The sequence below is a fragment of the Flavobacterium sp. ZB4P23 genome (genome assembly GCF_003970375.1).
Lineage (GTDB): Bacteria > Bacteroidota > Bacteroidia > Flavobacteriales > Flavobacteriaceae > Flavobacterium.
Map to the genome: position 1 here is coordinate 247,876 of NZ_RYDK01000001.1, position 15,219 is coordinate 263,094.

Genomic DNA, 15,219 nt, shown 5'->3' on the forward strand with positions numbered 1-15,219 from the left:
AATTTATTGGTTGATTAACACATCAACATTACGACTATTTGTTTTTTCTGAAAGTATCATTCCATCTTTCATCAAAATTGTTTTTTGGGAAAAAGACGCATCGTACTCAGAATGTGTAACCATCAGGATCGTTGCTCCGTTGGAATGTAGATCAGTGAGCAATTCCATAACTTCATTTCCATTTTTGCTGTCTAGATTTCCTGTAGGTTCATCGGCAAGGATGATTTTCGGATCGTTAATTAAAGCTCTTGCCACGGCCACACGTTGTTGTTGTCCTCCGGAAAGCTGTTGTGGATAATGTTTTAATCGGTGTGAAATCCCTAATTTATCGGCAATTGCTTCTACTTTTTTCTTTCTTTCAGAAGAAGGAACTTTGTTATAAATCAATGGCAATTCGATATTATCATAAACCGATAATTCGTCTATCAAATTGAAATTCTGAAAAATAAAACCAATATTTTCTTTTCTGGCTTTCGATTTTCCTTTTTCTTTCAATCCAATCATTTCCTGATTTAACAATTGATAACTTCCACTGGAAGCGCTGTCGAGCAATCCAACAATATTTAATAAAGTGGATTTTCCGCTTCCCGAAGGCCCCATGATGGACACAAAATCACCTTGATTTATGGTTATAGAAACTTCACTTAATGCTTTCGTTTCTAATTCCTCGGTTCTAAATACTCTTGAAAGATTTTTAATTTGAATCATACTATTGTTCGTTTTTTGATTGATGCTATTTTTATGTTTCCTACTATTTCTTATTCTAAATTTAATATTTCCGCCCGTTTATAATCTTTGTACGATGACGTGATTACTTTTTCGCCAGCTTTCAATCCGCCAAGAACTTCATAATATAATGGATTTTCTTTCCCAAGTTTGATTGCTCTTCGTTCTCCTTTGCTGCCGTTGACAACAAAAATCCATTTTCCATTGGTTTCTTCATAAAAACTTCCTTTGGAAAGCACTACTGTTTTTGTTTTTTCTGACAAATTTAATTTAACCCCAAAACTCAATCCCTGTTGTAAATTCAAACTTTCTGAGGAGGTGAAATTCAATTCGACCACAAATCGTCCACTTTTTATTTCGGGAATGACTTTCGTAATCTGAACACGGATTGGTTTTCCATTAAAATCGACTGTTCCTTTTTGGCCATCAGTGATTTTGTTCAAATAAAACTCATCCACATCGGCAAGCAATTTATAGCCTTTCATTACATCAATTGTCCCAATACTTAGTCCCTGAATGTATGTTTTCCCCAGGATCGGTTCAAAAGAAGAAAGTCTTCCTGAAAGCGGGGCTGAGATTAAAAAATGCTGCTTGTTTGTTCTCAAAATCCCCAAACTTTTATCCATGAAGGCGATAGATTGATTCAGTTGTCCAATTTGGATTTGATTCGCCCGTTTCTCTTTGGTAACACTTTCCTTAATGATTTTCATTCTTTCTTTCTGGAAACGTAAATTTTCTACTGTTTTTTCCCATTCATTTATAGAAAGGATTTCTTGCTCAAATAATTTCTTATTTAAATCGTATAAATTTTTAGAATCCAAATAATCGTGCTCTATTGCAATTAAATCTTTGGCCAAATTCAACTCCTGGTTTCTTAAATCGAGTTTTGATTTGTTCAAATTATTGATTTGTTCGATAATGGCAGTTTCTTGTTGCATATAATTCAACTCGGTGTTGGGATTGTAAAGTCGGGCCAAAGCTTGTCCTTTTTTAACCATCGCCCCATTTTCAACATAAATTTCCTGAACAGCGCCACCTTCGGTAATATTAATCAAAATAGAATTCAATGGCGTTACTTTTGCCTGAAACACGATAAAATCTTCAAAGAAATTATTTTCGACTGTTTTAATAGTAATTTCTGCTCTTTTGACATTCAGGCTCCTTTTTTTAGTCACTGAAGAATAAACCAAAAAACCAAAAACCAAAAAAAGCGGCAATGCGATGAATAGATACTTATTTTTATTATTTTTACGAGGAAGGATGGTGTCCATTGTTTTTATTTTCAGGTGTATAAAGCAATTTCGTGCCAAAAATTTAAACCTTGCAATCGCCTCATTTTTAAATATTTTACTTTTAATACAAATTTCACGTGTTCAGTATTGAACACTTTTTGTCCAAAAACGAACAGTTAATGAAAAAGACAAACGCAAGCATTTTAGTGATTGACGATCAGGAAGACATCCTTTTTGCTGCTAAGATGCTGCTTAAAAAACATTTTGAGAACATTTATACACTCACTAATCCAAAAAATGTGGTAGAATTATTGTCAAAAAGCACCATTGATGTGGTTTTACTCGACATGAATTACAGAATAGGTTTCGAGGACGGAAGAGAAGGTTTGTATCTGTTAAAGGAAATAAAAACGCTTTCGCCAAAAACCATTGTTATTTTAATGACCGCTTTTGGTAAAGTAGAAACAGCTGTTGAAGGATTAAAATCAGGGGCTTTTGATTATATTTTAAAGCCTTGGGACAACGAAAAATTGCTTAATCTTGTTAGACAAGCTGTTAGTAAATCACGCAAAGAACAAAAGAAACTAATTGATGTTGCCACTACTGACGATTTCTTTATTGGTAATTCAGAGGCTATAAAAAAGGCTTATTTACTGGCTGATAAAGTCGCAATAACAGAAGCCAATGTTTTAATTCTCGGAGAAAATGGTACCGGTAAATTTGTTTTGGCACATCACATCTATCTGCAGTCCGAAAGAAAAAATAATGCTTTTATTCCTGTTGATTTGGGTTCTTTGAATTCCAATATTTTCGAAAGCGAATTATTCGGTTATGCTAAAGGGGCTTTTACCGATGCCAAAACAGATACTCCGGGACGTTTTGAATTGGCTGAAAATGGAACTATTTTTTTAGATGAAATTGGAAATGTACCACTGCATCTGCAGGCTAAACTCTTGCAGGTTATCCAAACCAAAACAATAACCCGATTGGGCGAATCCAAAGCCAGACCTTTGAATGTTCGCATTATTACCGCCACCAACTTGAATTTGAAGCAAGAAGTCGCAGACAAAAATTTCAGAGAGGATTTATATTATCGCATTAACACTATGAAAATTGTTTTGCCTCCATTACGGGAACGCAACGAAGATAAAATCCCTTTGGCTCACTATCTCTTGCAAAAAATGATGGCTAAGTACGGACGAGATGAAATCGCTTTTGATGAAAAATCATTGGAACAAATCGAAAAACATGCTTGGAACGGAAACATCAGAGAATTGGAAAACAGAATAGAACGCGCCGTGATTCTTTGCGAGAACAATCATATTACCGTTTCCGACTTAGATTTAGAACAAATAACAACTTACGAGGATAATCCAGACGATATTCAGCTGTCGGCTATCGAAAAAGCAGCCGTCGAAAAGATGCTATTGAAAAACAATAACAATATCAGTAAAACGGCGGAGGAATTGGGATTGTCAAGAGGTGCTTTATACCGAAGAATTGAAAAATATAACATCAGCACCAACTAATATGTTTACATCCTGGAAAATATACCATCTCCTTTTTATAAGATTGCTACTTATTCTTTTGACTACCGGAATTTCCTTCTTTCTTTTTCAAAAAGGATTGGTTTTCACGGCCGTATTTGGTGTCCTTATCATTTTTATACTGCTCGTTGAAATGTATTTTTATGTGAAGCAGGCCTTTTTACTTTTCGACAGAACGATTACTTCTATTTTGCAAAATGATTTCACCTCCGATTTTTCAAAGCATAAATCGTATAAAAATTATTCCAACGTATTCAAATTGTATGAAAATCTAAAAAACAAACAAAACGAAGAAGTTTCAAAAGACATTATTTACCGTTCAATTTTGAACAATATTGAAACTGGAATTATTATCCTGCAAAAACAGGAAACCGATTGGAATATATTTTTGATGAATGATTATTTTTCCAAACATTTTAACGTTCCAAAAGTTTCTAAATGGAAATACTTGAAAAATCAGTTGCCTTCTTTGTGTAAAGTTATTGAGGAGCAAGATTTTCAGGAAATTAAAACGTCATTAGAGATCCGTGTGAATCAACAAGACAGACAAACATTTGTACTGCAGACTTCGAGGAGTGAAATTTACAATCAGGATTATTTTATCGTTTTGCTGGATTCGATTCAAAATGTAATCGAGAAAAAAGAAAAAGAGGCTTGGGTCAATCTGATGAAAGTTATTTCTCATGAATTGTTGAATTCGATTACTCCCATTCGGTCACTTTCTCAGAATCTACAGGATTTAGTTCAGCAGGAAACCATTTCAACGGAAGACTTGGACGATATGAAAAGTAGTGTTGCCACGATGTTAAGGCGGAGCGACCATCTACAGCAATTTGTTGAAAGTTACCGCAAACTGGCCATGCTGCCTTCTCCCAAAAAAGAAAAAACAGAATTGTTGAAAATGGTTGAAAACAGTTTCCAAATTATGGATCCAATTTTCAAAAAAGAACAAATAGAAGTCATAAACACGATTGCTTTCGACCACAGGCTAAATGTTGACATGCAACAAATGGAACATGTATTGATTAATCTTTTGACGAATTGTATTTACGCCCTGGCAGATACAGAAAAAAAGCGGATTATTATTTCGGCAGAAGTTAAAGAAAAGCGAATTTTTATTAAGATTACCGATAACGGAAAAGGCATTGAAAAAGAAATAGAAAGCAAAATATTCTTACCTTTTTTTACCACTCGTAACGAAGGAGCCGGAATAGGTTTGACTTTATCTAAAAGTATAGTCGAAGCGCACGGAGGGTATCTGGCATATCAAAATGAAGGTGAAGAAACAGCTTTTGTAATTTGTCTGGTTGATAATTAAATTTCTGTTTTGGATTAATCCTGAAGGAGAGAAAAATTAGTTATAATAATTATATACTAATCTTTTCCGTCTTCATTTTTACTCATAAAACTAAGAGCAATATAACCCAATACAAAGAAAATCGCCAATATAAAAATTGAATTCCTAATCGAGTTTGTAATTGAAGCTACAAAACCAAAAATAAATGTACCAAGCACTATGGCAATTTTTTCAGTAACATCAAAAAAACTAAAATAGGTAGCATGATCTTCCGTTTCAGGCAATAACTTGGAATAGGTTGAACGTGATAAGGATTGAATAGCCCCTAAAACCATTCCTATCATTCCTCCAAGCGCATAAATTTGGATATCAATATATGTACTTTTAGCATCTAAGAAGTAGACCGTAAACCAAATAAACGCCCAAATTGCTACAGTAAGTTTTAGTGTTTTTATATTTCCAATTTTCTCTGATATTCTTGAAAATAAATAAGCGCCGAAAATAGCAATTACATTTATTAATAAAATTATAATAATCAATTTACTCGTACTAATTCCTAGTTCTTTTTTAAAGAAAATACCAGCCAATAATATCATTGTTTGTACCCCTATGCTGTAAAGAAAAAAAGCGGTTAAGAATTGTTTTAATTTTGTTAGTTTCTTTATACTTTTTGAAACAACTTTAAGCGCTATTAATCCTTTAAAAATATAATCTTTTTCGGGTTTTTTATGAAATACATTATTAGGCAAATAATAAAAAGTTACTTGGGCAAAACCAATCCACCAAATACCAACAGATAAAAACGAAATCCTCGCCGGTAAAGAAGAATCTGTTATCCCATACCATTGAGGCATCATAACCATCGTCAAATTAAACGCCAATAAAATTACAGAACCAAAATAACCATACATAAATCCTTTTGCACTTACTCGATCATGTTGTTCTGGAAAAGCAATTTCTGGCAAATAAGAATTATAAAAAACAATACTTCCCCAAAAGCCAACACTGGCTAAAATGGTACCTAAAATTCCAATCCACAATGTGTCCTGTCCCTTAAAAAAGAATAAACTCATGACTGATAACGAACCCAAGTAACAAAAAAACTGCATAAATCGTTTTTTGTTACCCGTATAATCAGCAATTCCAGACAATATTGGTGATAAGAGAGCAACTACCAAAAATGAGAATGATAAAGAGTAAGATAGCAAAGTTGAATTAATGAATTCTGTTCCAAAAAAATGAACAATCCCATTGTTTCCGCTTGTTACCGTTTCATAATAAATGGGAAAAACAGCTGTCGAAATTACTAAACTATAAACGGAGTTAGCCCAATCATAAAAAGCCCAAGCGTTAATAAGCTTTTTATCTCCTTTTTGTAATCCTTTCATATTTCATTTATTTATGCTACGAATTTATTTATTTTTTGTTTAACATTAGACAAAACGGGATGAAATCGTACATTAATAATCCGTTATCATAAGCACGCCGTTAGGATAAACAAAAAAAAGCTTTTCTGAAAAAGAAAAGCTTTTGTATAAAATTAGATTTACTAATTAATATGATTTTTATCTGTATATAATTCCAACTTTTACAGCTGTTGCTTTAGCTTCAGGAATTAATGCTTTCAAATTCGCAATTCGGGTAGCATCAGAGGGGTGTGTACTCATGAATTCTGGCGGTGCTTGCCCAGCGGATTGCGCTGACATCCTTTGCCAAAAAACAACTGATTCCTCTGGATTGTATCCTGCAATAGCCATTAAAGTAAGTCCTATTTTATCGGCCTCCGTTTCATGACCTCTACTAAAAGGTAACATTCCGCCATATTGTGTGGTTACTCCGTAAGCCTGTTGCCAAATTTGTTGATTCTCAGCACTTTTTCCTCCCGTTGCAACAGCAACTCCTACAGCACCTAATTGTTGCAATTGAGCAGCACTCATACGTTGAGCTCCATGATTGGCTAATGCATGCGAAACCTCATGTCCCATTACGGTAGCTAAACCCGCATCATCTTTAGTTATAGGCAGTATTCCGGTATACACTACAATTTTTCCTCCTGGCATACACCAGGCATTCACATCTTTATTGTCAATTAATTTATATTCCCAACGGTAATCCTTCAAATATTGTGATTGATCTAAATATATTAAATATTTTTCTGCAGCAGCTTTAATTCGAAGACCAACTGTTTCCACTTTTTTTGCATCAGCAGTTCCAGTAATTACTTTGTTTTCACTTAAAAAAGTACCATATTGCTGAAATGAGGTTGGAAACAACTCACTATTGGGAACAAAATTTAAGTTTTTTTTTCCTGTAAGCGGATTAGTTGCACAAGAAGATAAAATACCTAGAGCAAAAACCCCTACTATTAAATGCTTTTTCATGATTTTATTATTTTTAGATGTCATACAAAAATACAATTATTAATATTTTAAAACATTGAATTATTACTTGTATTTATAAAAACAAAATAGATCGATAATTGAATAAGAGACAATTAATGGATATTCCGGGGCAAACTGAACACCCTATTCCGGTTTAAACTGTGCATGTGATTCCGGAGCAAAGTGAATTAACGCATATGTCTTAAAAAAAATCGAAATAGGAAGAAGTAGAATATCCAAACAATAATTTGATTGAAGGTAAGCCGCTTTTATTTCATCTATTAATATTTTATGACAGGATTCATTTCAAATCCTCACGCTCTAAAATGAGACTTAAAATACAGATTTACGATAATTGCAAAGAACTTTTTTTAATCTATAGTGGACACTAGTGATTTTATGATAAAAATAAAATAACATGATATTAAAGATTGTATTGTTGCTTGTCTCTCTTGTATTGGAAATTATTGCAAAGTTAATCTTTCTATAATTTGAATTTGTCAATATATAAACGCGAAACTTTATCTTTTCAAAGAAAAATGTGATTTATACTCTTTAGAAACATTGTCTTCGGTATACGAGATAGAAAACCAGTAGTCATCTGCTGGGAGCGAATATCCCTTGAAAGTTCCGTCCCAACCGGAATCGTTCGGAAAAAGTTCTTTCAACAATTTTCCATATCGGTCAAAAATATATAATTTTAAGTTTTCTCCATTTGGTATTCCACTTATATTCCAAGTGTCGTTAAATCCATCTCCGTTTGGAGTAAAAAATTTAGGAGCATTTATGAGTTTGATTACAACTGGAATTGTAGCTCCACAACCTAGCGCATCACTTATGCTTATTTCATGAGTTCCAGGACTTACATTTGTAAATATATTGCTAGTTTGCGGAGAACTTCCATCTAATGAGTAAAGAAAATTACTTCCGTCACCCAAGCTTGGTATTGCATTTACGGTAATAGTTTGACTGTCTGTAAACCAGCCAGAAGTTGTCAAGGATATGGAAGCTGGAGGTGAAGACTCAATAACAGTGAATGGAACTGCATCCGATGTACAACCAAATATAGACAAATCGGTTACTGTTAATGTATACTTCCCTATTTGACTTGTTGAAAAATCAGAAGCAGTGCTTAACAAAGTACCATCTTCCGTTTTCCATTCAAACGCATATTGAGGGGCATTGTATCCACTTATACTATGTGAATTAGTAACTATACCAGTTTCAAAATCATGGCAAATAACAGTCACGTCAAGTACTGGATTTGGTTTTGACATAATGGTAATTACTATTGGTTTTTCATCCGGACAAATAACGGTTGATAGAATACCCTCTTCTGCATAAGCATAAATGGTTCTTGATGCTGTAATTAAATCGCCGGGAAATTTCTTTATATTGGTTTTGCCAGGCCCTCCTGATTGAGTGAAGTAGCTAGTTATTGGAGCTATAAATGGAGGTAATTCGTATGATTCACATCTTATTACAGGAGCAATAGCAGGAATTACAGGGCTATTGTAAATGGTAACCGTGAAATCATCTTCATCAAAACAGGCAATTCTATTATTCTCTTCTGCGTATATATATAATTTTGTCGTACTGGTTATCGGAGCGTAGGGAAGTGATAATTTTATACCTGCACCATGAGGACCATTGGTATCCGTATAGTAATCACCAGGACCAATTATTACCGGTAAATCATACGTATTGCATGCGTATTGATTTTGAATATTTACCACTTGATTTATCAAAAGTAATATACTATATTCAGAGATACAAGTATTTGGTGCAACTGCAGGAGCGTAAACATATATTGTTTTTGAAGATGAAATGGTGTAACCAGGAGGTAATATCGGATTTGTAGGCGAAGGACCTCCCGAAAATTCATAATATTCTCCATTTATTAAATCATCTAGTACATAATTTTCTCCACATTTTAGAACTTCTACCGGCCTTGCATCAATCAATGGTGAAGGACTAATGGTAATGAGAAACTTTTCTTCTAAATAACAAGTTTGAGTTACAGCCTTATCATAAAAATACATGGTTTGTGTAGTAGTGACAGGGAATCCTACAGGACACATCTTTCCAGTTCCTAAAGGGCCTGTAAAATAATTACCAGAATGTGCTACTGGCGGTAAATAATAGACATCACATTGAGGAGTTGTATCAATCATAATTGGTAATGGTACTGTGTTTATGGTAACCGTAAATGGTAAATCAGTAATACAACTTTCTTCGTTGACATAGTACCAAAGTGTCGTTGTTGCATCAATTGATGTTCCTGCAGCGACAAGTGAACCATCTCCTCCTGAATTGGTTCTATAATCACCAACTATTAATAAAGGTAAAATATAAGCAGAACAGGAATTAATATCCGATGGAGGATTAATAGCAGAAAGGCCAATATAAACTGTGAATGTTTTTTCAGAAGAAAAGGTCAAGAAATCTTTATAAACGTATATCGTCTTGGTCAAGTTAATAACAGTACCTGCTTCCATTATAGGAAGACCTTTATTTGGTCCCGAATAATAAATTCCTCCATTTGGATCACTAGGTAATGTGTATGAACTACAGCCAAATTGATTTGTATAATCCGGTAGTAGTGCGATTGGAATTATCGTTATGACAAAAGAAGTTTCTTTTATACATGGTGGTGTGACTGTATTGTCTTCAAACCTGACATATATGGTGTTTATTCCGGATGTATTAATAATTGTTCCAGCTGCTAATACCGTATTTCCTGGAGTAGTCGTACCACCACTCTGTGTGAAATATTTTCCATAAGGTAATCCTGGGAGTCTATATTCTGTCAAATATACAAATGATCTAGAGGTTATTTCATCCAAATCAACAACGGTAACTTTAAAAGAATCTTGATTCGAACAAATTCCAGATTGGTTAAAAACATAAATATCACTAGTGGCATCGATACTACTTCCAGCAAAAAGTTGTGTACCACTTCCATTTTTATCTGTCCAGTATTCAGCTCCCACATTTATTAATGTTGGCAAAGTATACGAAGTACAAACAAATACATCTTTTAAAATATCGACTAGCGGTAGTGGACTTACGGTAATTTGAAAACTGGTAACCACAAAACAGTTATCATTTGAAATATTTTGGAGCCTAGCCCATATTGTAGTACTAGAAGACAGTAAAATAGTACTACCGCCAGTATTTATTATATTTGTATTATTATTGGCTCCCGCAAAAGAGGAATGATAAGAGATTATATTGTAAGTGGTATTTTGCAATCCAAATATTGAAGATTTTTGTGGCGCTAAGTCGAAGTTTGCTTTTAGAGGTATATCCGTTATGTTTCTGGCGCATACCGTTATATTATCGGGAATAGTTGCAATTGTTGGAGGTGGAACAATCTGGAGTTGAAAAGAGCGTATTTCATAACATAATGTAGTAGGATTTTGTATTCTGACATAAATTTTTTTTCCGCTTTCAGAACTCAAAACAGTAAAAGGACTTGCAATTAGTTCAGTCCCAGCATTTGCATCTGCATTTGTAAGATGATAAGAGATAATTGTTCCAGCAGGTAAATCATCTAAAACACCAACTGCATTAGTTGATTTGTTATTGCCCGCTACTATAATAGAGGTATTTTTTGTTAAATCAAAATCATAAATAGCAGCTCCTGTATCACAGATGTAAATATTAGGGACAGTTGCAATAGCTCCGATAGTAGGATAAATTTTGATCGTTATTTCATCAGTTATTTCAGTGCAACCTGGCTCCTTGTAAGTGACACTAAAGGTATGATTCCCAGAACTTATTAACGGAGTAATAGTATTGAGATTTAAAATAGCTCCCGTTTGAGCTGGTGAAAAGGCAACTCCTTCTTTTTCCCATACAAATGTAGTTCCGGTTCCTAAACTGGCAGCAGATAATATTGGTAAAATGCTTCCGGGACAAATTGTACTTTTGTTAGCATCGGTATAGTCTAATCCCAAAACATTTTGTCCAATGTTAAGACTATTTGCTTTAATAAATATTGCAGAATCATAAGCCGTATTATTTCCACCATCAGCAATAACTAATTTAATACGGTAAATGTGGCTCGTGTTTAAACCAGTTGCTGAGGCTATCATCGGAATTGTTTGTCCATTGAAATTAATCGCAGGACCAAATCCACTGCCGTTAAAAGCTCCAAAATAGCTTGGATTTGCAGAAAGGCAATTGGTATTATAAGCATTATCTCTTATCGTTTCCACTGAAACAGGTATTGTGGTATTTGGTATTACAGCTAAATTTACATTTGAGCCACCAGCAGTAACATCTTTCAAAAGAAATGCAAATGCATCTGAGAAATTACATTGCGAAGTACCATACTCTTCCGAAGCAAAAAGAAAGGAGAAATCGAAATTTGGAGATTTTGGTTTGAAATCAAATTCAATATAACTCGCATTAACAGAGTTCATAGTTATTCCTGATTGTGATAGTAAATTAGCCTCTAAATCTGTATCACCAGTCCAAGCAGCATTTCCGTCGATTAAAATAGTGTTATTTGGACTTACAATTTTTGTAACATCACCGGTGGACAAAACAACACCATTAGAAAAGGGAAAATTAGCATTGGTGTTTTCAAAATATCCAATACCATTTGTTGAGCCATACTGCGAACCTGTTTTGTATTTAACGTTAGTTCCGGATACACAAGGAGAATTAATTAAAATTTGATTAATCAATTGTTCGACCGAATAATTAGTTGTGTTGATCGTTACTGATTGAGAAAAACAAGCGACATAACAGAATAAAAATAGTAGTGGTAGGAATTTTTTCATAAAAGGATTAATTGAATTTTGCGAATTTTAAATAAATTGGCAAAGAGCTAACAAATTATTATTTTTACAAATCGCTTGGTGTCTAAGTAATAGTTAAAATTTAATGTCGTATTTTTTTTCAAAATTATTCAGTACAAAGTATAATTTTTCTTTGAGGCTTTGGTATTTCTTATAAGCATCAAAACTAACCGTTGATATTTTATTCTACGCCATAGAATTTCTATCAGGTTTAATTCTGAAGAATACGTTGGTGTCAACCTTACTGGTGTATTGACTACTATAATCTGTATTGAAAATTTAAGGCGCATCAGTCGGCACTCATTGTGTTGCTTACACTACAGTTCAAAACAAATCTTGTGTTCAAATCTATAATCGCAGTCAAATACATAAATCCTTTTGCAATAGGAATGTAGGTGGTATCTGTTGCCTATATCTGATTTTTATGCTAATAATATCGTTACAAACTATAATTTGAGACCAATAAAAAGCACATTAATAACTCGCTATATAAACACTATGTCACGACACTAGAGACCTGTCAAAAAACTCAAAACAATTATCATTATAAATACGTAAGTGGCGGTCATTTTTCAGATAAAATTGTATCATGAAGAAAAAAATGAGTATCAAAAATATTTTATTCTGTCCGATAATTGACTCGTTATTCTTTTTACCTTATGAACACAACAGCTTACAAAAAAACACTTAAAAATAAAATGAGCCTGACTTATTTATATTTTGAACACAAAAAATGCGTTTTCAAAATAAAAAAGACAGACTCAAAATAAAAAACAAATTTAATTCAAAAAACTTTAGGTCTTGTTAACTCATTAACTAACAAGTATTACATTAGTGAATTTAATTTTTAGGTAGAAAATAAAGAAAACTAAACTTTTAAAAAAATCTCAATGGTCCTATCAACCTACCCAACAAACACTAAACTAATTCATTCAATTTAATGTTAACGTAATCTCAATTAAAAAAAAGAACCTACATCGATGTCATTTGATTTTTAGAAAATAAATTAAACTTAATAAAAATTTCATGCGAAGCAGTATTATAATTGCGCATACTTCTTGTTTCTAAATCATATCCATACCCAATAAAAACTCTATTATTAATCTGAAACCCTACAAGACTATTTATGGTTCCACCAAAACGATATGACGTCCCGAAGGTGAATACATCATTGACTAAAAAAGTTGCTGATGCATACGTTTGCACGTGACCTTCTTGAACTATTTTAACCAGTAATGCCGGCTTAAATTTTAAATTATAATCTAACTCAAATAAATGATTCGCTGTAAGAAAAATATTCAAATTATCTGTAGCAATACTACTGCTACTTGCATTACTGGAGTATTTATCATAAAATTTTGTTGCCAACAGATTAGGAACAGATAAACCAATAGAAGTTTTGTCAGAATGCAGATACAAACCAACTCCAATATTTGGAGAAAATTTATTATCAATATTATTTTCAAAAACAGACTCTGTACCATCCTTTAAATACAACTTAGTAAAATCTACATTGAGTAAGTTAGCAGATGCTTTTAACCCAAAAGCTAACTTATAATTTGGATTCAATCTCAAACTGTAAGCAAAATCTACCGCTAAAGCACTCTGGACAGACGGACCTATCTGGTCATTCATTACAGATATTCCCAAGCCCACATTTTCATTTTTAGTAGCGCCATTAAATGATAGCGCCATAGTCTCCGGAGCGCCAGCAACCCCTACCCACTGTGTACGATAAGAAGTAAATAAAGTATTCATCTCACTTGCTCCAGCAGCAGCAGGATTTATACCTATTGGATTGTATAAATATTGCGTATATCGCTCATTCTCTTGAGCATTTACGACAAAAATACCAATTAAAAATAAAAAAAAAGTAACCTTGTTTTTTATGTATGTAAAATTCATCATTACCTTAAATTTATATATAAATAATTCGATTTTTTAACCCTAAGCCCAGTAGATTCATTCAGATAATCAACAGTATAGAAATAAACCCCTAACGGTAAAATTGTATTGCTATTTTCATTTAAATATCCCTTAAAAACATTTCCTTTCGTATTGTATGAAGTGGTATCAAAAATAATTTTACCAAAACGATCAAAAACAGTTACTCTATTATCTGAGTGAGATTCTAAACCTTGAATTACCAGCTCGTCATTAACACCGTCACCATTAGGAGAAATACCAGGATGAGACAAAACTATATTTTCGGGCGCTACAATTGGCGCAACTCTTGCCAGGGTAAACACGCCGTAATTACCCAACGTCTGTGAAACGGTAACCACTTCTTTTTTAGAGAAATCCACTACCCCTCCTTCATCTATCCAGAGCTTTTTTACATTATCCCATCTCACAACATGAATATCTTCAACAGGATCAGCAAATACAGCGGAAGGAGTCGTTGCTTCATCCCATTTTAAAGTCACAAAAACATTACTGGTACCAGGATCCGTTCTCAAAATCACCCAATATTCAGTATTATCAATTAAACTCAATGAAGGATCTAAATTAGCCGCTAAGGGATCCACAGTATTTGGATTCTCAAAAACATATTTTGATACAAAAGCAGCATTTAATTCGTTTGGAGCAGAAATAGTAGTTGGCCTGTATTTACCCCCACCCCCAATTGGATAACTAAACGCGGTATTTCCTTTCTTGATAACACCACCATTAACATAACTGACATCATCAGCATTTACTGCAGTTGCGCCTTTTTCAAAAGACAACTGATTAAGCCACCCCATACCCGAAGCCAAAGCCTCGTAATTAACAATCCCATTTTGAAAATCTGCCTTACCAAAAACATTCAATCCATTTGACATTTTAAAACCAGACTGCCCATTAAACTCCACATTATAAACAGCTGCTGTTTCTAATCCCGAAATTAACTGATCCTCAGATTTTTGTCCATAAAACCGTGTTATTCCAGAAGACAGACCAGGAGAAAATCCTACCTTACCATCATTCTTAAAGTCAGCATATACGAACAACTCCCCATCATTGATAAGCTCAGCCCCTAAATTATTTTTTAACGAATAAACCGTACTCAAAATTGTATTAGCCTTTACACTAACAACACCCATATTACTTGTAATACTTGCGTCGTTAACTGCAGACTGTGAAAGACACAAACAAGGTACCAATGCTATAAGAGACAACAGACTAACTCTACTTTTTTCTTTTTTTACCATAATCAATTAAGTATTAATTTCTATTTATATTATT

9 protein-coding genes are annotated in these 15,219 nt (G+C 33.5%); 2 read left to right on the plus strand and 7 right to left on the minus strand.

Translation table 11 applies throughout. The annotated features are described in order from the left end of the window. Positions 1 to 3 precede the first annotated feature (3 nt). A complete protein-coding gene (locus EKL99_RS01100) occupies positions 4 to 708 on the minus strand; it encodes an ABC transporter ATP-binding protein (RefSeq protein ID WP_126576231.1) in 705 nt (234 codons plus the stop codon). 50 nt (positions 709 to 758) lie between these two features. After that, entirely contained in the window at positions 759 to 1,997 is a 1,239-nt protein-coding gene (locus tag EKL99_RS01105) for an efflux RND transporter periplasmic adaptor subunit (RefSeq protein WP_126576232.1), read from the minus strand. A 140-nt stretch (positions 1,998 to 2,137) separates the two neighbouring features. On the opposite strand from EKL99_RS01105, the gene EKL99_RS01110 reads away from it, so the two are divergent. Both EKL99_RS01110 and EKL99_RS01115 read left to right on the plus strand, forming a co-directional pair. Further along, complete coding sequence (locus EKL99_RS01110; protein WP_126576233.1) at positions 2,138 to 3,487, plus strand: sigma-54 dependent transcriptional regulator; 1,350 nt, start codon at positions 2,138 to 2,140, stop codon at positions 3,485 to 3,487. Further along, positions 3,459 to 4,823, plus strand: a complete 1,365-nt coding sequence (locus EKL99_RS01115) for a PAS domain-containing sensor histidine kinase (protein WP_370453895.1) — start codon at positions 3,459 to 3,461, stop codon at positions 4,821 to 4,823. The genes EKL99_RS01110 and EKL99_RS01115 overlap by 29 nt, the downstream gene beginning before the upstream one ends. Positions 4,824 to 4,879: 56 nt before the next feature. Here the strand turns inward: EKL99_RS01115 and EKL99_RS01120 are convergent, their stop codons facing one another. From EKL99_RS01120 to EKL99_RS01140, 5 genes are all read right to left on the minus strand, one after another. Beyond that, positions 4,880 to 6,190, minus strand: a complete 1,311-nt coding sequence (locus EKL99_RS01120) for an MFS transporter (protein WP_126459770.1) — start codon at positions 6,188 to 6,190, stop codon at positions 4,880 to 4,882. A 177-nt stretch (positions 6,191 to 6,367) separates the two neighbouring features. Then, the gene (locus EKL99_RS01125; RefSeq protein ID WP_126459772.1) at positions 6,368 to 7,183 is read right to left on the minus strand and encodes a M48 family metallopeptidase; all 816 of its coding nucleotides are present in this window, start codon (positions 7,181 to 7,183) and stop codon (positions 6,368 to 6,370) included. A 521-nt stretch (positions 7,184 to 7,704) separates the two neighbouring features. Next, a complete protein-coding gene (locus tag EKL99_RS01130) occupies positions 7,705 to 11,976 on the minus strand; it encodes a T9SS type B sorting domain-containing protein (protein WP_126576234.1) in 4,272 nt (1,423 codons plus the stop codon). 990 nt (positions 11,977 to 12,966) lie between these two features. After that, positions 12,967 to 13,902, minus strand: coding sequence for a type IX secretion system membrane protein PorP/SprF (locus EKL99_RS01135; RefSeq protein WP_126576235.1), 936 nt, complete (start codon positions 13,900 to 13,902; stop codon positions 12,967 to 12,969). Then, positions 13,902 to 15,185 (minus strand): gliding motility-associated C-terminal domain-containing protein, encoded by a 1,284-nt coding sequence (locus EKL99_RS01140; RefSeq protein WP_126553203.1) that lies wholly within the window; start codon positions 15,183 to 15,185, stop codon positions 13,902 to 13,904. The genes EKL99_RS01135 and EKL99_RS01140 overlap by 1 nt, the downstream gene beginning before the upstream one ends. Positions 15,186 to 15,219 lie beyond the last annotated feature (34 nt).